We start from the raw sequence: 17404 nt of genomic DNA on the forward strand, positions 1-17404 counted from the left end.
GGTTGTCAGAGGTTGTGGCGGTCGTCCGCCGGCAGGCGAGGCGGCTCCGGTGGCTCGGAAGACTGGTCGGGCTGACCGAGCTGCGCGACATGGGTCGGGTCGAGGACCCGGGAGAGGAATGAGCGGGTCCGCTCGTGCCGCGGCGCGCCGAGCACCTCCTGCGGCGGCCCCTGCTCGACCACCACGCCGCCGTCCATGAACACGACCCGGTCGGCGACGTCCCGGGCGAACGCCATCTCGTGGGTGACCACCATCATCGTCATGCCGTCCTCGGCAAGCTTGCGCATGACGGTGAGCACGTCGCCGACCAACTCCGGATCGAGCGCGGAGGTCGGCTCGTCGAAGAGCATCAGCTTGGGCTCCATCGACAGCGACCGGGCGATCGCCGCCCGCTGCTGCTGTCCCCCGGACAACTGTGCGGGGAACGCGTCGGCCTTGTCGGTCAGACCGACGCGCTCCAGGTTGTCCCGCGCGATCCGCTCGGCCTCAGCGCGGCCACGCCGCAGCACCCGGCGCTGGGCGATGGTGAGGTTGTTCAGCACGGTCAGATGCGGGAACAGGTTGAACGACTGGAAGACCATGCCGATGCCGCGGCGCACCGCGTCGATCTCGACATCCGGGTCGGTCATCTCGACCCCGTTCACCCAGATCTTGCCGGCGGTCGGCTCCTCCAGCAGGTCGACGCACCGCAGCAGCGTCGACTTACCGGACCCGGACGGCCCGATGACACAGACCACCTCGCCCTGACCGACCTCGAAGTCGATGCCCTTGAGCACTTCGAGCGGCCCGAAGGACTTGTGCAGGTCGCGGATCTCGACGGCGGGGCGGGGCTGTGTGGTCGTCATGCGGGTCACCGAGCCTTGGCGTATCGGAGTTCGAGGCGTCGTACCACCTGGGACAGGGGCAGGGTGATGATCAGGTAGGCGAGGCCGGCCACCAGCAGCGGGGTGACGTTCACCCGGTCGTTCAGCATGTCCCGACCGAACTTGGTGACCTCGATGGTCTGCGCCGTCACGCCCAGCACGTACGCCAGCGACGAATCCTTGGTGAGCAGGATGAGCTCGTTGGTCAGCGGCGGGATCACGATCCGGAACGCCTGCGGGATGACGATCGTGCGCATGGCGGTGAAGTGCGACATGCCGAGGGTGCGCGCCGCCTCCATCTGTCCCTTCGGCACGGCCTGGATGCCGGCCCGGATGGTCTCGGCCATGTACGCCGCAGCGGTCAACCCGAGACCGATCGCGATCGAACCGAAGACGCCGCCGGGGATCTCCCGCTCCGGGAAGGCGATGGGAATGCCGTACCCGACGAGGAAGAGCACCAGCAGCGCGGGCAGACCCCGGAACAGCTCGATGTACGCCGTGGCCACCCAGCGGTACGGAGCCACCCGGGACAGCCGCATCAGCGCGAGGATGGTGCCGAACACGAGACCGAAGGCGAACGCACCCAGCGTGTAGAGGACCGTGTTGCGCAGCGCGACGGTGATGATCGTCGGAAACATCGACTGGATGATGTCGACGCGGAAGAACGCGTCCTTCAGCCTGCCCCAGTCGGCGGCGAAGACCACCGTGGCGATGATGGCGATGAAGGCCAGGTACTGGAGCCAGAGGGACAGCCGCTCTCGCTGGCGGCGTCGCAGCTTCACGTTCTTCGCTCCTTGCCTTCCCGGAGGTTGCGTACGAGGAGGGCGCGCGAGCCGCGCGCCCTCCTGCCGTCAGCTTCGATCACGCGCTCGGCTGCTTGCCGATCCACTTCTCGTAGATCGTGTTGTACGAGCCGTCCTGCTTGGCCTTGGCCAGCACCTCGTTGATCTTCTTGAGCAGCTCCGGGTTGCTGTCCTTCTTCACCGAGAACCCGTACTGCTCGCCGGTGTCAAACTCGGCGGCCACCTCGAACCCGCCCGGGTTCTTCTTGAGGTACTCGGTCCAGACCGGCAGGTCGTTGATGGCGGCCTCGACCTGGCCGTTGGAGACGGCCTGCTGCAGGGCGGCGAGGTCTTCGAACTCGACGAGCTGCAGGCCCTTCTCCTGCTCGAACTTCCGGGCGTAGTCACGGCCCGTGGTGGCCGCCTGGACGCCGAGCTTCTTGCCCTTGAGGTCGTCGAGCGCCTTGTACGGCTTGCCCGTCTTGATCAGCATCGCCTGGGTCGCATCGAAGTACGGGTCGGAGAAGTTCATCACCTTCTGCCGTTCCTCAGTGATCGTCATGCCGGCAGCGGCCGCGTCACACTTGCCGGTGTTCAGATCCTGGCCGGACTTGATCCCCTCGAACGGCGTGTCGATGATCGTCTGCTCGACGCCCAGCTCCTTGGCGACCAGATCCATCAGCTCGACGTCGAACCCAGTGACCTTGCCGCTGGCGTCCTTGGACTGGAACGGCGGGTACGGCAGGTGGGTGCAGACCGTCAGCTTGCCGGCCTCGACCAGCTTGACTCCGCTCGCCTGGACCTCGCTGTCATCCTTCTTGGCACATCCCGCGCTCACCGCCAGGGCGGCAATCGCCACGACGAGGCCGGCACTGCGGACTGCGCTCTGGAACCTCACGGCTGTGTCCCTCCGGTTCGGCTTCCCTCGTGACGGGCAGCCAGGTTGGTGCAAAGACTGTGTGACAGGCGACGGTACCTGATCCGACGAGCCGTACCCAGATCACGCCGGGTCGTTGTGGCGAAGCAGCAATATCACGCTCAGTGAACCCGACACCCGACCAGCAACCGGACCACGTGCGGCACCAACGGGCCCGGGTCCAGGCGGCGACCCCCCTCATCCCGCCGCGCGGCAGTTGAGTAGCTGACCGGCCTCGAACAAGTAGGGATCCTCGCCGGCCGACGCGGCACGACGCCAGCAGGTGGGAGACGATCAATCGGAACCACCTCTCGAGCCGCCGCTACCTGGGTCGGGCGATCAGATCCGACCATCGAGCGCCGCACGACGAGACAACACCAGACCGAGGGAAGACACGTCTGAGGATGGACACGATTCTCACTACACCCCAGATGGCTTTCGCGGAGTTCGTTCGCCAGGCGGTCAACGACGCCCGCGACGAACGCGGTTGGACCGTCGGCGACATCGCGCGACACACCGGCGTCAGCCGCTCGACGCTGTTCCGCTGGCTCGCCTGCGACTGGCAGCACTACCCCGAGCTGGCAAAGGTACGAGCCTTGTGCGCCACCCTCGGGCTCTCCATCGCAGCCGCGATTCGCCCGCTCGCGATGCCGATCGCCGCCGCTGCGCCCGACCATCGAGCACTGGCGGAGGTCGAGGCGGACATGGGCGCCATCCGCCGACGATTGCTCGACGACACGGTCTCGGCCGCGGACAAGCACCATATTCGGGGCCTCCTGCGCCACCTCGCCCGAGACGTCCCGGTCGAGTCGACTGCGTCCTCGACGCCACCGGCCGCCGCCGGCCATGCGCCGCCGTCCGTGCCGAAGGCGAGACGGTCGCGTCAGTAAGCCCGCGCTGCGGACACGCAGAGCGTCTGGCCTTCGCTTTGAAGGTTTCGCCGAGCCCTCCTGCTGAAATCGACGAAAAGTTTGCACCGTCGGTTCAACGATACCGTTCAGGGGTATGACTGCTGGTATCACCGACGCCGCCCACGCCGTCGACGCTGTGACCGTCATGGGGTTGCTCCCGGCCAGGCCGCGGCTGCTCGCCCTGGGCGAGCCCACCCATGGCGAGGACGCTCTGCTCGACGTGCGAAACGATCTCTTCCGGCAACTCGTCGAGCAGGAGGGCTACCGGACGATCGCGATCGAGAGCGACTGCCTGATGGGCCTGGTCGTAGACGACTACGTCACCTCGGGCACCGGCATCCTCGACGAGGTCATGGAGCACGGCTTCAGCCACGGGTTCGGCGCGTCCGCGGCCAACCGCGAGCTGGTGCGTTGGATGCGCGCGTACAACGACGGCCGGCCCGCGTCACAGCAGCTCCGCTTCGCCGGTTTCGACGGCCCGCTGGAGATCACCGGCGCGGCGAGCCCTCGGCAGGCACTCACCGCACTCCACGCCTACCTCACCGCCTGGGTCGACGCCGACCTGCTTCCCCGCACCGCGGAAACGCTCGACCGCCTGCTCGGCGCCGACGACCGGTGGACCAATCCCGCCGCGATGATGGACCCGTCCCAGTCCGTGGGGCAGACGCCCGAGGCCAATGAGCTGCGTCTGCTCGCCGATGACCTGGTGGCCCTGCTCGACGCGCAGACGCCGCACCTGATCGCGGCGTCCACTTGGGACGACTGGGACCGGGCACGCCTGTACGGGCGTACTGCCACCGGACTGCTGCGCTACCACTTCTGGATGGCCGACACGTCACCGGGCCGGATGGCGAGGCTGCTGGGCTCGCGGGCTTCGATGATGGCCGCCAACCTGCTCGTCCTCGCCGAACGGCACCCGACGCTGGTGTACGCCCACAACGGCCACCTTCAGCGGGACAAGAGCACGATGCGGATGGGCAACCTGCCGCTGGAGTGGTGGAGCGCCGGCGCGATCGTCAGCGCCTACCAGGGCGAGGGGTACGCCTTTCTGGCCACGGCCCTCGGCACGATCCGCCACCAGGGGGTGGACGTCCCACCCCCGGACACCGTCGAAGGACTGCTGTACGCGCTCCCGCAGCAGCGTTGCCTGGTCGACACCCGCCGGCTGGCCGCCGCCCTCCCCGACGCCACGCCCGCCCCCCGCGTGTCGCCCTGGTACGGCTACTCCCCGCTGGACCCGGCCCACCTGGCCAACACTGACGGGATCGTGTTCGTCAAGGACACCCGGCGGACCTAGGCCCCCAGGCGTTCAGCAACAACTGAGAGGTCGGCCGACGGGCCCGTTCGCAAGCTGCGGGGCCGTCAGGAAAGGGCGACCGGCGAGCGGGCTGCTAGCGTTCGGCGCGATGTGGACCGAGGAGATCGTGGCCGGGCGCCCGGCATGGCGGCACACCCCGTCGGGCGTGGTGTTCCGAAAGGTTCCGGGCGGCCCGTTCCGGATGGGCTTGTCCGACGAGGAGTTGGACGCGGTACGCGCCATCGAGCGCAGCGGCGGTGTCGAGGACACCGTCGAGCCGTTCCTCGCCGGCGCCGAGGACGCACAGCCGGTACGCGAGGTGCGGGTCGAGCCGTTCCTGATCGCCCGGCATCCGCTGACGGTGGCGCAGGTCCGGCACTGGCTGCCCGAGTACGAGGACGACTACGCCGAGACGGACACCGGCACGGCCCGGCTCGAAGACGACCTGGAGGACCTGCTCAAGCTGTTGCCGTTCCAGGTGCCCAGCGAGGCGCAGTGGGAATACGCGGCCCGGGCCGGCACCACCACGCTGACCTTCCGCGGTGACGGGAAACCCGGCGAGGACCAGCTGCTCGACGACTTCGGCGACGAGACGCGGACCGCTGCCGGCGAGAACGCGTTCGGGCTGGCGGCGATGGGGTCGGCGAACGAGCTCTGCGCCGATGTGTGGATCCCCGGGTTCGCGGGCGCGCCGGCAGACGCGCGTGCACGGACCGGAGACGGGCCCCGGACCGTACGCGGTGGAGCCGCCGACCTATACCCGTGGCAGGGCTGCGACGAGTGGCTGCTGCTGCTCTCCGCCACCCGGTACGAGCACGCCCAGTTCACGGCAGTTCGCCCGGTCGCGCCACTGCCACCCCGCCAGGTCACGCAGGGGTGCCCGAGCCGATCCACTGCGCCTGTGTGAGCAGACCTCCAAACTGCAACCGGTAGGAGATAGCTGACTTGGTCGCCGCGTCCAGGGACTCTGGCAGCTGATCGAACGACGCGGGCCAGATATCCAACAGCGAAAAGACCTCCTGACCGTCGCGGACCCGCAGGAGCAGCATGCAGCGCCAGTGGGGTGAGAACTCTGGCCGCCGACCGGCGGCGTGCACCATCGCCGGCCGTAGGTAGTGAACGGTGGACAGATCCGCGTTCGCGGCAAGCCATCCGGCTCCGTGGTGGCGGTTGAATCCGTGATCGCGCGCCTCGTCGTCCAAGCGCATCAGTTCAGCCGTGTCGATCGCCTTGACGGTGCGCGGAACGCTCGATGACATCGGGTCAGTGTTCCACGTACCGACCACTTGCCAGAGATCAATTCGGCATCGAGGTCCTAGTCGGCTGCGTCAGCGCGCCGGTGGGGTCCAGGCTCATGCGATCCACCGCCGAGTGGCCGGGGCGGTTGCTTGACCCCGCGCGGCGGCCCGCACGCTTTGCCGGCGGCAGAAGTGCACGCTCGGTTTTTCTGCATCAACAGGGACCCTGGCCGAGCGCGATCTCCGGCCGCGGCAACCAGGCACTCGCCATCGCCGGCAGGTTCGTCACCCGCCGCCTCGCGGTGACCCTCGCCGCAGCCAACACCCTGCGAGACCGGCGATAACGAAAGCGGGGTCACCGCCATCACCGGCAGCGGCTCATGCAACCGCGCCACAGTGGACCTGCTCACACGCTGAAGCCGTAGACCTCGACCCAGCTTGATGTCTTAGCGTGCGGACATGACCGCAGCACAGATCAACGAACCGACACGCGAAGCCGACATTGAAGCGATCAAGCAGGTGGTAGCTGCTGTCGAACACTCCCAGAACAACGAGCTCCCTGATGAGTTCGTCGACCTGTTCCGGGCCGACGCGATCTGGACAACGGGCCACGGCAGGCGGCTGTTCGGCCGCGAAGCGATCTCCGTATTCACCCGTCAGGTGCTGCCCGGCGCGATGCGAGACACCAGCGTGACGTTCGACATCGAACACGTGCTGTTCATTCGCCCCGACGTCGTGGCCGTCAAGGTCCGGCAGGTGTATCAGACGCCCGACGGTCAGGAGGTCGGCACTCCGATGTTCGTCATGGCGAAAGAAGAGGGGCAATGGCGTCTCACCGCATGCCAGAACACCAGCGTGCTCAACGACGAGTAACCCCAGACCAGCCAGGCCCCCGGCGGAGCGGGCCGGCGCCCGGCCCGCCACGTCATCCATGAAGGAGCGGGGCCGGTCAAGGCTGGGGTTTTGACTTGCTGACGTTGTTTTGCCCGTCTTCCGGCATGGTTTTCGGGCAGGCGTGTGTGCGGCGTCGGGGTCAAGGCTGGGCCGTAGGCCCACCCCGGCAGGGGCTTGGCCTTGATGCCGGCGCCGTGGACGCCATGCTGGTGATGCCGGAAGTCGGTGTTGTGGGTGTGGTCGCGTCGCCAGGTTCCGAGCGATGCCGGAAGGGCAGGCCGAGGTTCGCCTGCCGGTCATCCATTCGCCCCGCGAGGGTTCGGGGGCATGGTGGTGTGCGACCGTGACCGGACGGGGTCAATCAAGCGGGCGGCCTCGCCGTCGGCCGACGGGGGCCAGACGTGGCACGACCACGCGTCCGGTCACGTCCGAACCTGTTCACACCGCCGTCTGGGCCGGACGCAGGGCACGGATGTGCCCGTCGCGCAGGCCGTAGTAGACGAGGGTGAGCAGCTTGCGGGCCACCGCGACGGTGGCGATATTGCGTCCGCGTCGCTCGGCGACGCGGGCGCGGGTGCAGGTCAACCAGCCGGCCGTGGGCGGGACACCGTGGGCGGCCTCGACCGCGGCCCACCGCACCAGGGTGGAGCCCTGCTTGGTGATCCGTCCCCGGTGCACGACAAGGTCAGACTCCCGGTGCCGCGGGGTCAGCCCGGCCCACGAGGTCAGCTGCGCCGGGCCGCCGAACCGGTCGACCTCGCCGACCTCAGCGACGAACACCGCCGCCAGGACCGGGCCGACCCCGGGGATGGCCTGGATCGCGGTGTAACCGGCGTGCCCGGAGAGTCTGGCCCGGATCGGCCCGGCGACCGCGGCGATCTCGAAATCGACCGCGTCGATCAGCCGGGACAGCGAGCTCACCCGACCCCGATACGCCCCGTCCAGCGGCGCCCGAGACAGCAACTCCCGCCCACCAACGCCGAACAGATCCGAGACAGCAATGTGCACGCCCTGCTTGGCCAACACCGCGTGCACCGACGCCTTCAACCCGCTGCGCCACGCGACCAGCTTGGCTCGATACCGCACCAGCTCCCGCAACTCGCGCACCGCCGGCGGGGCCACGTATGCCTCCGGAAGCCTGCCCACGCGCAGCAGATCCGCGAGGTCGGCGGCGTCACGGGCGTCGTTCTTCACCCGCCGGTAGGCGAACCCCTTCACCCCCAACGGATGCGCCAAATGCACCCGCGCGCCCGCGGCCAGCACATCCGCCGCCCAGTACCAGCCATACGTGGCCTCCAGCACCACCTCCGGGTCCGGACCAGCCTTCGCGATCTCCAACCCCAACGCCACCGGGTCATTGTCAATCCGCACCGTCGCGAGCTTCTCGCCCGCCTCCGTCATCCGCACGATCACCGACCGACGGCGATGCAGATCGATACCCACGATCTGCCGGCCGTCGTACTCTGCCTGCATGAGGGGCATCCTTCGTCGTGAGACGTGAGCACCCCGAGCATCCCGCCCGGGACCCACGAGGAGCGAGGCCCCGCTCCTTCATGCCATCAAGCAGACCTTCACGTGCTCTGTCGACGGAGCAGATACGAAGCCCGGTCCACGGCCTGCCCGACTTCGGCCGGATCCACCGCGGTGACGATGACGCCGTAGATCATCCGATGTGCGAGCAGTATGTCGTCCACGGTGGCGCGGTGGTCGACCAGCCCGGCCGCCTGCGCGCGCGGGAGGGTGTCTTGAATCAGGGACTGCAGACGTGTGCCGCCGGTGTACTCCGGCACGTTGCGCCGGGCGTCCACCGCCATCTCCACGAACGCGGCGGACTCCACGGTCATTTGGATCAAGCGGTCCCAGAGCCGGCCGAACGCGCCCGCGCCCGGCTCGGCGGCGATCGCCTCTAGCTGCGCGAAGTTCTCCTCGAACACCGCGAACGCCAGATCGAGCCGGGTCGGGAAGTGCCGGTACAGCACACCCTGCCCGACCTCGGCGTCCTTGGCGATCGCGCTGAGCGGCACGTGATAGCCGCGCGCGGTGAACAACCGGCGCGCCGATCGGAGGATGGCCAGCCGATTTTGCGAGGCCGCAGCCGGACCACGATTGACGCGACCGCTGGTGGAGGGCATGCTGCACTATAACAACCGGACAGGATTGTCCGGTTGGTTGCATGACTCGGGAAGGACCAGCCATGACCGACACCACCGCGCAGTCCGCCGGCACGTTCGACCACTCCTACGACGTCGTCGTGGTCGGCAGCGGCGGGGCCGGATTCGCCACCGCGCTGGGCGCGATCGACGCAGGGCTGAGCGTCCTGATGATCGAGTCAAGCGACAAGTGGGGCGGAAGCACAGCGATGTCCGGCGGCGGGATGTGGTTGCCGAACAACCCCCTGATGCGGCGCGCCGGCATCGGCGACTCTCGCGAGGAGGCGCTCACCTACCTCGAGGCCACGGTCGGTGACACCGGGCGCTCCACCTCCCGCGAGCGCAAGGAAGCCTTCGTCGACGGCATCGAGGACTTCGTCCTCACCGCGGAAAAGTACGGCATGACTTTCGCCCGCTCCACCGACTACCCCGACTACTACCCGGAGCTGCCCGGCGGGAAGATCGGCCGGGCGATCGAGGTGAAGCCGCTCAACTCGAAGGTCATCGGCGCATGGTGGAAGACCATCAGCGCGCCCGCCGGGATGCCGATCAAGACCGACGACGTGTGGCTGCTCGGCCGCGCCTGGTCCACTCCCGCCGGGTTCATCCGCGGCGCCCAGTTCGTGTTCCGTGCGCTCGGCGGCGTCGCCCGCGGCCAGCGGCTGGTCGGCATTGGCGCCGGGCTGTCCAGCGCGTTCCTGCACGCGGTGGTGCTCAAGCACCAGGTGCAGCTGTGGCTCAACGCCCCGCTGGAGGAACTGCTGATCAGCGACGGCCGGGTCACCGGCGTGCGCACCACCCGCGATGGACAGCCGGTGACGGTGCGCGCCACGCGGGGCGTCATGCTGGCCGGCGGCGGGTTCGACCACAACACCGAGTGGCGGCGCAAGTACCACGGCATCGACGGCTCCCCGTCCGGCAACCCGGCCAACCTGGGCCACCCCACCGAGCTGGCGCAGCAGGCCGGCGCCGCGGTCGAGCTGATGGACGACGCCTGGTGGGGTGCCTCCGTCGCCGCCACCCCCGGCCACGACCCGTCCTTCATCGTCGGCGAGCGCTCGCTGCCGTACTCGATCATCGTGGACGCCCGGGGCGACCGATTCGCCAACGAGTCGGAGTCCTACGTCGACCTGGGCCACCACATGCTCGAACACGACAAGGACGGCGCGTACTGGATGATCGCCGACGTCCGCCACGCGCGCCGCTACCTGCGCACCTTCGCGCTGGACCCGAAGAACAACAAGGCGATGCGCGAGGCCGGGATCATGGCCAAGGGCAGCACCCTCGCCGAACTGGCGGGCCGGATCGGCATCGACCCGACGCGGCTGCAAGCCACCGTCGATCGGTTCAACGGCTTCGCCCGCTCGGGCGTCGACGGGGACTTCGGTCGTGGAAACTCGGCGTACGACCGCTACTACGGCGACCCGACCGTGCACCCCAACGCCTGCCTCGGCCCGCTCGAGAAGGGTCCGTTCACCGCCTTCAAGGTCGTCATCGGTGACCTCGGCACCAAGGGCGGAGTGCTCACCGACCCCGACGGCCGTGCGCTGCGCGAGGACGGCACGGTGATCGACGGCCTGTACTCGGCGGGCAACAACTCCGCCTCGGTGATGGGCAACACCTATCCCGGCCCGGGATCCACGATCGGGCCCGCCGTGGTGTTCGGGATGCGCGCCGCCCGGCACATGGCTCGCTCCGACGCATAAAGGACCGCCGCAGACAGGTGGGCGCTGATCCAGACGTAGCCGTTGCGTGGTCGCCGAGCAACCGGACGACCGCGCGACGCCCACCCGCCTGCGGCACATCACCACGCGCTCGGCTGGGGCCCGGGGCTGGTCCACCGCCTGGTCCTCGTGCCGCGGCACTCCGCCGGCGATCCCTCAACGCTCTCCTCACGACAACCGTTGCGCTGCGTCCCGAATGCTCCACGATCCCGCGCAAGGAGTCAGGGGCAGGTCAGATCCTGCCCGGCGACCAGGCTGTCTGCCCGGTGGTAGAGCTCCTCGGCGATGGTGTCCCAGTCCGGGCCAAAGGCCCGGAGGTCACTGGCCGCCACACGCAACAGCTCAACATCCTCCGGCCGTTGAAGGCACGCCAGCCGGAACGCAAGGTTCCGCGCCCAGACCGGGAGACCCATCCAGACCTCTTCGAGCATTACCTTCAGCATCGCCACGATCTCGTCGGCGGCTGATGCGAAGCTAATGACCTCCACGTATGCACTAGCGACCCTGTCGTGGTGCCGCCCAGCGACCAACCGGGCCTACTCAAGCAGCGGCATGCACTCCGGCGCAGCGGGCGGGGCGGCAGCGGTCTCCCTGGGCCGTCCTTTGAAAGGCCTATCGAGCACGGCGCGAAGCCAACCGAGGGTCGTCACGGCCCAGAAGCTAGTCGACTCCCAGCTTTGAGCCCCAATGCGCAGCCGGCGCAGCTGACTGTCGGGACGCCGAATTCGAACCGACGACCCCTTGTTACCTTCCGTAGCCATCCGGACCTTGTCATTGATTGTCAGAAATAGGCGCTGAGCTGCACAGACACGATCAAGCAGTGGTTGCTTCTTGTCACTGGTTGTCAACCTCAGCCGTGGGTTTTCGGGGGGTATACGGGGGGTCCCCCCCAGAACGCGGTCAGGTCTGACCGCACCCGCTTCCTCTGCCGCCGGAGCCCTGCACGCCTCACAGTGGGCGTACTGACCGAACCTGCGGCAGCCCATCCTCCCGTCAGTTCGACCGTCACCGAAACCCCATGCGACGGTGACCTCTCGATGCTGTCCCGCAACGATCGGTGCACGAGGCACTCGCACGACGGCTGCTGCGGTTCCGGACACCGGACAAGAGCTGCCTTCAACCGTTGAACGCCGTCAACGGCAACCGGCCACGACAAGTCCATGTCCCACGGCTCCTCCGAGGGCTGGTGGAAGCAGTCATGATCGAAGCGCACGAGAAGGCCGGCTCCACACTCAGGGCAGACGAACAGGCTGGTCCAGCGGTAATTGACATGGTGCCCGGCGGTACCGTGCGGCCCGCCCCAGCTGCCGATACGAACAACGGTGAGCTGGCCCGCTCGGCAGACGACGCACATGCCCATGGCTGCCCTCCTCTGCTGTCTGGCCGCAACCACACTGTAGAGATCGACAGCAATCGTGGATGCCGTCGGCTCAGCGGCGCGGAGCGAGTCATGGACGGAGACCAGCGCATGGCCACCCGGCTGGCGCCCATGCAGGCATGCCTCGTTGTCGCCGCTACGGTCCCCGCCGCCACGGGTCAAGCCGTCAACCGGTCGAGAAGGAGGCAGGACGCCGGCTCGACCACCCACCAGACACCGGTGCCAGCAGAGGGTGGCCACCGAGATGCCGATGAAGCGCGCTCACCCAGGCGAGGCGCCTGGCGCGTGGAAGCCATGCGCTGCCTGAAACGACGCCTGTCCGACGTCGTCTACAAGCAGATGATCAAAGATGCCGCATCGGCGAGGACGGGCCCGGGAGGACATGCGGGGGCGACTCTGCAATCTAGCGCGGCTGACCCGATCCCTATGGTCAACACTTCGGAACAGTCACTTCCCGGACCCGCCGACTCCCAGCCTAGAACACCGCTCCTCGCCGTCTCTTGACACAGAGGGGTGCCATGAGCGGACGTCACCCGTCCACTAATCGCGACGGGCCGAGCCGCCCGAGGTCGCCGACGTCACCGGTCGACGCCGCACACCGGGCTGTGGTCACCTCCAGGCCGTGGAAGCAAGCTAACGTGAGGTTCCCCCGCGCGGGATCGCGCCGAGACCCAGGCCGCGCAGAGACTTCACCCATCTCTGGTGCGTGCCGGTCCAGCCGCGGGAGCGGACATCGGACGAGGCGGCCGGGGCCGTGGCCATGCTCGTGCAGACTGCCGCTCCATGTCGCCCGGGGCGGTCAGCTCAGCGGCGGGCGCAGCCGTTCGTCGTCGAAAACGATCTCGATCAGCGGGCTGTGCTTGAGCCAGTCCTCCAGGCGCTGGCGCTGGGTGACGCGCATGCGCAAACCGGGCTCGTCCTGCAGGGCGACTACCGCAGACAGTACGCGATGGCGCACCGCGGGATCCTTGACCGGCACTGCCGTGGCCGGCAGGTCCGCCCGGACGCCGTTCTTGAGGTGGAAGGTGAAGTGCGGGTGCGCCGACAGGTTGGCGTGCCAGCTTCGGGGCACCGGCATCCCGCTGAGGTACCAGCGGCCGTCGACATGGTGGAACCAGATCTCGATGCGCCTCGGGCGACCGGTGCGCCGGCCCAAGGTGGTGATGTCGATGGTGCGTGCCTCGCGCGGCGAGCCCGGACCGATGGCCAGAGCGCGCCTGACCGCGCCCACGTCGTAGCTTCTGTCCGCGGTGTCGGTCATGGTCGGCTGCCTCACTCGTGCCTGACGGAAATGGCTTTTGGGGCAAGTCAACCGTCACGCCGGGAGGGCTGCTAGGGACATCCTGGCGGATCCTTGCACGATCCTGCCAACGCGCAGGCACAGCACGGCGACGAGCCGGGCAGTCACGCAAGGCCAACGCACCCCTGCGCGGCTGACATGGCCCTGCCCCGTCCATCCAAGAGGATTGGGCAAGAGGCGAAGAGGATCATTCTTTTCGCGGGCCCGGCGCAGCGGTCTCCTGGAAGGGACACACTCCCCACGGATTCCGACGAATCCTCACGCCCCAGGAGGCACACCATGAAGGTAGCCGTCGTCACCGGTGCAAGCTCCGGCATCGGCCAGAGCGCCGCCCTGCAGATCGCCCGGCGCGGTACCGGCGTCATCCTGACCTACAGCTCCAACGAACAGGGCGCCAAGGACACCGTCGCGCGGATCGAGCAGCGGGGCGGCACTGCCGTGGCGCTGCACCTGGATCTCGGCGATACGGCGGGATTCACCATCTTCCGGGAGACCGTCGCCGAGGTGCTGCGCGAGACCTTCCAGCGGCACTCCTTCGACCACCTGGTCAACAACGCCGGATTCGCCGGCATGGCGATGATCGAGGACACCCGCGAGGAGGAATTCGACCGGCTCACGGACGGCCTGTTCAAGGGGCCCTTCTTCCTCACCCAGGCCCTGCTGCCGCTCCTCGCCGACGGCGGCGCCATCGTCAACCTGACCAGCAACTCCACGCTGCCCCAGGTGACCGCGCCGGGATACTCCGTCTACGCGGCCCTCAAGGGCGCCGTGGCGGTGCTCACCCGCTACATGGCCAAGGAGTTCGGTCCCCGCGGCATCCGCGTGAACTCGGTCGCACCGGGAGCCACCGTCACCCGCTTCGCCGACGACGCGTTCAGCAAGAACCCGCAGATCATCCCGGAACTGGCGAAGACCTTCACTCTCGGCCGCGTCGGCGAGCCCGACGACATCGGCATGGTCATCGCCATGTTGGTCTCCGAGGAAGGCCGGTGGATCACCGCCCAGGACATCGAAGTATCCGGAGGCCAGAACCTCTGAACCACTCCTGCTGTGAGCTGTGAGCTGTGAGCTGTGAACCACGCCAAGCCCTTCCCGTCCACACACGCCGCCCACGGCTCACTCCGCGACGGGCCAAGACAGCCGCCCACAGGCCGCCCTGCCTGATGAGGACACCTGCGGGATCATGAATGTGTGCCCAATCCTGCCCGGCCAGCGACCCCGTGTGGAGGTTCGTGCAAAAATGGATTCATGTCTGCCCTGGACGAAATGCGTGAGCTTCTTAACCGGCATGCGCGGCCCGACATGAGCACGGCGATCGACGGAATCCAGGTATGCAAATTCACCCATCCCAATGCCTCGGCGGCCGGGATGTCCGGGACCGTGCTCGCAGTCATCGCCCAGGGCGGCAAACGCCTCGCCCTGGGCGAGCGCCTCTACGAGTATGGGCCCGGCGAGTACCTGATCGCCTCCGCCGACCTCCCCGTCACCGGCCATGTCCTGGACACCGGGCAGCCCACCCTCGGCTTCGGCATGACTCTCGCTCCCTCAGCCCTTGCTGAACTCCTCCTGGAAGCCGACCCCCGAGACCTGCCGGCCACCCCACGCACCGCATCACCCGGCATTGCCGTCTCCACGGCCTCGCCTTCACTGCTGGACGCCATCGTGCGCCTGCTGCGGCTGCTGGAGCAGCCTGCAGACCGCAAGATCCTCGCTCCCATGGTTAAGCGGGAAATCCTCTGGCATCTCCTGCGCGGCGAGCAGGGAGTCACCATCCGCCAACTCGGTCTCGCCGACAGCGGACTGGCCCACATCAACCGCGCCGTGCGTCAGATCCGGGAGAACTACGCCACCGCCTTCCGCGTGGAGGACCTGGCGGAAATCGCCGGCATGAGCGTTTCCGCGTTCCACCGCAACTTTCAGACCGTCACAGGGATGAGCCCCATCCAGTTCCAAAAACGCATCCGCCTGCAAGAAGCACGGCTCCTGCTCGCCAGCCGCCCCTCAGACATCACCGGCGTGGGCCTCAGCGTCGGCTACGACAGCCCCTCCCAGTTCAGCCGTGAATACCGCCGCATGTTCGGCGCACCGCCCAGCAAGGACACCCAACTCCGCACTCCGCCAGCAGAACTCGTCACTGCGCTGCCCTGAGCTTGACCCTGTCGGGGATCTTGGTGTCTCCCGGTGCGGGCCGCATGATCAGCGGACATGCTCGGGGCTGTTTCGTTGGGACGGAAGTAGCCGGTCTCGCCCTCGACGTCACCCTTCTCGTGGGCGCCCCCGCTGCCGGGACGGTAGGAGAACGGCTCGATTCCCCAGTGCGAGCGGAACGCGGTCCAGCGGTCCGTCCTCCACCCGGCCCCGGCTGACGAGGGCGGCGTCGACCGCGCGTGGCCGGCGGAGCCAGACGAGGGCAATTGTCGGAGGGTAGCGTCGCCGGCATGTCGCTACCTGATCTGGTGCCGATAGCGCGCGAACCGGGGTACCACACCGACATGGTAGGGCGATACGCCGAAGGCCAGTTCTACGCGGGGATACACGGCGCGCATCGCGACAACGACCCGGAGCCGGATCCGGACCGGGAACGGATCCGCTGGTACGCCTACCTGCACCTGTTCGACGCCGACGGCCGCCATCGCCAGTCTGACATCGCGCTCGTGGCCACCGTTCCGTATCTACGAGGTGAGCTTGGTGACCAGGCCGAGGCCCGCTTGGCTAGCCTGCTCGATCAGCTACCTGAACGGCAGTACGGCGACATCGCCATCCAGCTGTTTCGCGTGGTCCATGACGGTGTCACGTTCGGCTTGATTGACGAGTCTGACGCTCAGCGAGGCGACTGGGTCGAGTTGTACCCAGACCGCCTCGGGTTCACCGAACCGTGGGACGGGCTCTACAGCACCTGATCACCGATCACCGCCATCAGCGCGTCGCAGGTCAACGCCAGTCGTCCGACGCACGCTCACATAGGCATCATGGGCGTTCCATCAGAGCGAGTCGACGTTCGCTTCACGGTTGCGGCCAGGGCGGCATCGATGAAGCAGACAAGTGACCAGGTCCACTCACCTCCATGGGATCGACGACGGATCATGTGCTACGGTAGCCGAGTTGCAGTTTTGATTTCCGTAGACGTTTTCCAGCGCCTGATGGGGCATCTGAAACCCATCCAGGCGCTTTTCGTTTTTCGTGTCGTTTCGACGCGGGTGATCAACGCGGCGGCGTAAGGGTCCGCACAGTGCGGTCTCTAACAGCCTGCGAGGAGCAGACATGACTACAGGTACCGTGAAGTGGTTCAACGCCGACAAGGGCTTCGGCTTCATCAGCCCGGACGACGGCGGCGCCGACGTCTTCGCCCACTTCTCCGCGATCTCGGCGAGCGGCTTCCGCAGCCTCGACGAGAATCAGAAGGTGGAGTTCGACATCACCCAAGGCCAGAAGGGCCCTCAGGCGGAGAACATCCGCCCGCTTTGATCCACACTCTGCGAACGGCGGCCCGACTGATTCAGCGGGCCGCCGTTCGGCGTTTCATGCGCTCACCACGGCATCTCAAAATCGGCTGATCGGCAGAAGTCCGGCCATCTCGGTGTATCGAGTGGGTGGCGCAAACGAGCGCCGCAGCACCGACGCTGCCTGTGGCCGAAATGGATCGGCTACTCACCCTCGCAGCTGTCTAACCAGACAGCTCAGCGGACCGAGGCGATTTGAACCCACGAGAACCTCATGTCAAGCCTCCTCCTTCAAGGCTTGTCATTGGTTGTCAAAACCCCTTGTTACCAACCGTAGCCGCCCCGACCTTGTCATTGACTGTCAGAAATGGGCGCTGAGCTGCACAGACACGATCCAGCAATGATCGCATCTTGTCACTGGTTGTCATCCGCAGGCGGGGTTTTCGGGGGGTAAACGGGGGCAGGCCGACAGGCCGTCGCCAGGACCCCGCCGCACCCCACTCCCCCACCA

16 protein-coding genes and 1 pseudogene are annotated in these 17404 nt (G+C 67.6%); 9 read left to right on the forward strand and 8 right to left on the reverse strand.

Going from position 1 to position 17404, the window contains the following annotated elements:
• Positions 1–5 precede the first annotated feature (5 nt).
• The 3 genes from OG470_RS30195 to OG470_RS30205 all read right to left on the reverse strand — a co-directional run bounded on the left by OG470_RS30195 (position 6) and on the right by OG470_RS30205 (position 2543).
• Complete coding sequence (locus tag OG470_RS30195; RefSeq protein ID WP_328417757.1) at positions 6–845, reverse strand: amino acid ABC transporter ATP-binding protein; 840 nt, start codon at positions 843–845, stop codon at positions 6–8.
• Positions 846–850: 5 nt separating this feature from the next.
• Entirely contained in the window at positions 851–1645 is a 795-nt protein-coding gene (locus OG470_RS30200; RefSeq protein ID WP_328417759.1) for an amino acid ABC transporter permease, read from the reverse strand.
• A gap of 79 nt (positions 1646–1724) precedes the next feature.
• Entirely contained in the window at positions 1725–2543 is an 819-nt protein-coding gene (locus tag OG470_RS30205) for a basic amino acid ABC transporter substrate-binding protein (protein ID WP_328417761.1), read from the reverse strand.
• A 422-nt stretch (positions 2544–2965) separates the two neighbouring features.
• Here OG470_RS30205 and OG470_RS30210 point away from each other — a divergent pair.
• The 3 genes and pseudogenes from OG470_RS30210 to OG470_RS30220 form a co-directional block, all read left to right on the forward strand.
• Positions 2966–3355: pseudogene (locus OG470_RS30210) on the forward strand (helix-turn-helix domain-containing protein); the annotation flags it as partial.
• Positions 3356–3566: 211 nt separating this feature from the next.
• On the forward strand, positions 3567–4769 hold the full coding sequence (locus tag OG470_RS30215; RefSeq protein WP_328417763.1) for an erythromycin esterase family protein: 1203 nt from the start codon (positions 3567–3569) through the stop codon (positions 4767–4769).
• A gap of 109 nt (positions 4770–4878) precedes the next feature.
• The gene (locus tag OG470_RS30220; RefSeq protein ID WP_328417765.1) at positions 4879–5676 is read left to right on the forward strand and encodes a formylglycine-generating enzyme family protein; all 798 of its coding nucleotides are present in this window, start codon (positions 4879–4881) and stop codon (positions 5674–5676) included.
• Here the strand turns inward: OG470_RS30220 and OG470_RS30225 are convergent.
• A complete protein-coding gene (locus tag OG470_RS30225; protein WP_328417767.1) occupies positions 5636–6028 on the reverse strand; it encodes a hypothetical protein in 393 nt (130 codons plus the stop codon). The genes OG470_RS30220 and OG470_RS30225 overlap by 41 nt on opposite strands.
• A 438-nt stretch (positions 6029–6466) precedes the next feature.
• On the opposite strand from OG470_RS30225, the gene OG470_RS30230 reads away from it, so the two are divergent.
• Positions 6467–6880 (forward strand): SgcJ/EcaC family oxidoreductase, encoded by a 414-nt coding sequence (locus OG470_RS30230; protein ID WP_328417769.1) that lies wholly within the window; start codon positions 6467–6469, stop codon positions 6878–6880.
• 459 nt (positions 6881–7339) lie between these two features.
• On the opposite strand, the gene OG470_RS30235 is transcribed toward OG470_RS30230, so the two are convergent.
• Both OG470_RS30235 and OG470_RS30240 read right to left on the reverse strand, forming a co-directional pair.
• Positions 7340–8374, reverse strand: coding sequence for an IS110 family transposase (locus OG470_RS30235; protein WP_328417771.1), 1035 nt, complete (start codon positions 8372–8374; stop codon positions 7340–7342).
• A 98-nt stretch (positions 8375–8472) separates the two neighbouring features.
• Complete coding sequence (locus tag OG470_RS30240) at positions 8473–9033, reverse strand: TetR/AcrR family transcriptional regulator (RefSeq protein ID WP_328417772.1); 561 nt, start codon at positions 9031–9033, stop codon at positions 8473–8475.
• 62 nt (positions 9034–9095) lie between these two features.
• On the opposite strand from OG470_RS30240, the gene OG470_RS30245 reads away from it, so the two are divergent.
• Positions 9096–10757 (forward strand): FAD-binding protein, encoded by a 1662-nt coding sequence (locus OG470_RS30245; protein ID WP_328417774.1) that lies wholly within the window; start codon positions 9096–9098, stop codon positions 10755–10757.
• Positions 10758–10996: 239 nt separating this feature from the next.
• Here the strand turns inward: OG470_RS30245 and OG470_RS30250 are convergent, their stop codons facing one another.
• Both OG470_RS30250 and OG470_RS30255 read right to left on the reverse strand, forming a co-directional pair.
• Complete coding sequence (locus OG470_RS30250; RefSeq protein ID WP_328417776.1) at positions 10997–11263, reverse strand: hypothetical protein; 267 nt, start codon at positions 11261–11263, stop codon at positions 10997–10999.
• A 1689-nt stretch (positions 11264–12952) separates the two neighbouring features.
• On the reverse strand, positions 12953–13414 hold the full coding sequence (locus tag OG470_RS30255; RefSeq protein ID WP_328417777.1) for a nitroreductase/quinone reductase family protein: 462 nt from the start codon (positions 13412–13414) through the stop codon (positions 12953–12955).
• Positions 13415–13732: 318 nt separating this feature from the next.
• On the opposite strand from OG470_RS30255, the gene OG470_RS30260 reads away from it, so the two are divergent.
• From OG470_RS30260 to cspE, 4 genes are all read left to right on the forward strand, one after another.
• Positions 13733–14491 (forward strand): SDR family NAD(P)-dependent oxidoreductase, encoded by a 759-nt coding sequence (locus OG470_RS30260; protein ID WP_328417779.1) that lies wholly within the window; start codon positions 13733–13735, stop codon positions 14489–14491.
• A gap of 210 nt (positions 14492–14701) precedes the next feature.
• On the forward strand, positions 14702–15601 hold the full coding sequence (locus tag OG470_RS30265; RefSeq protein ID WP_328417780.1) for an AraC family transcriptional regulator: 900 nt from the start codon (positions 14702–14704) through the stop codon (positions 15599–15601).
• 290 nt (positions 15602–15891) lie between these two features.
• Complete coding sequence (locus OG470_RS30270; protein WP_328417782.1) at positions 15892–16353, forward strand: hypothetical protein; 462 nt, start codon at positions 15892–15894, stop codon at positions 16351–16353.
• Positions 16354–16714: 361 nt separating this feature from the next.
• Positions 16715–16918, forward strand: coding sequence for a transcription antiterminator/RNA stability regulator CspE (gene cspE, locus OG470_RS30275; RefSeq protein ID WP_013283833.1), 204 nt, complete (start codon positions 16715–16717; stop codon positions 16916–16918).
• Positions 16919–17404 lie beyond the last annotated feature (486 nt).

Origin of the sequence: Micromonospora sp. NBC_00389, from assembly GCF_036059255.1 — a bacterium.
Taxonomy (GTDB): Bacteria; Actinomycetota; Actinomycetes; order Mycobacteriales; family Micromonosporaceae; genus Micromonospora.

What these genes read in the sequence shown, in the direction of transcription:
- OG470_RS30195 (WP_328417757.1), bottom strand. Translation starts at nt 845, where the DNA reads ATGACGACCACACAGCCCCGCCCCGCCGTCGAGATCCGCGACCTGCAC.
- OG470_RS30215 (WP_328417763.1), top strand. Translation starts at nt 3,567, where the DNA reads ATGACTGCTGGTATCACCGACGCCGCCCACGCCGTCGACGCTGTGACC.
- OG470_RS30220 (WP_328417765.1), top strand. Translation starts at nt 4,879, where the DNA reads ATGTGGACCGAGGAGATCGTGGCCGGGCGCCCGGCATGGCGGCACACC.
- OG470_RS30225 (WP_328417767.1), bottom strand. Translation starts at nt 6,028, where the DNA reads ATGTCATCGAGCGTTCCGCGCACCGTCAAGGCGATCGACACGGCTGAA.
- OG470_RS30230 (WP_328417769.1), top strand. Translation starts at nt 6,467, where the DNA reads ATGACCGCAGCACAGATCAACGAACCGACACGCGAAGCCGACATTGAA.
- OG470_RS30235 (WP_328417771.1), bottom strand. Translation starts at nt 8,374, where the DNA reads ATGCAGGCAGAGTACGACGGCCGGCAGATCGTGGGTATCGATCTGCAT.
- OG470_RS30240 (WP_328417772.1), bottom strand. Translation starts at nt 9,033, where the DNA reads ATGCCCTCCACCAGCGGTCGCGTCAATCGTGGTCCGGCTGCGGCCTCG.
- OG470_RS30245 (WP_328417774.1), top strand. Translation starts at nt 9,096, where the DNA reads ATGACCGACACCACCGCGCAGTCCGCCGGCACGTTCGACCACTCCTAC.
- OG470_RS30255 (WP_328417777.1), bottom strand. Translation starts at nt 13,414, where the DNA reads ATGACCGACACCGCGGACAGAAGCTACGACGTGGGCGCGGTCAGGCGC.
- OG470_RS30260 (WP_328417779.1), top strand. Translation starts at nt 13,733, where the DNA reads ATGAAGGTAGCCGTCGTCACCGGTGCAAGCTCCGGCATCGGCCAGAGC.
- OG470_RS30265 (WP_328417780.1), top strand. Translation starts at nt 14,702, where the DNA reads ATGTCTGCCCTGGACGAAATGCGTGAGCTTCTTAACCGGCATGCGCGG.
- OG470_RS30270 (WP_328417782.1), top strand. Translation starts at nt 15,892, where the DNA reads ATGTCGCTACCTGATCTGGTGCCGATAGCGCGCGAACCGGGGTACCAC.
- cspE (WP_013283833.1), top strand. Translation starts at nt 16,715, where the DNA reads ATGACTACAGGTACCGTGAAGTGGTTCAACGCCGACAAGGGCTTCGGC.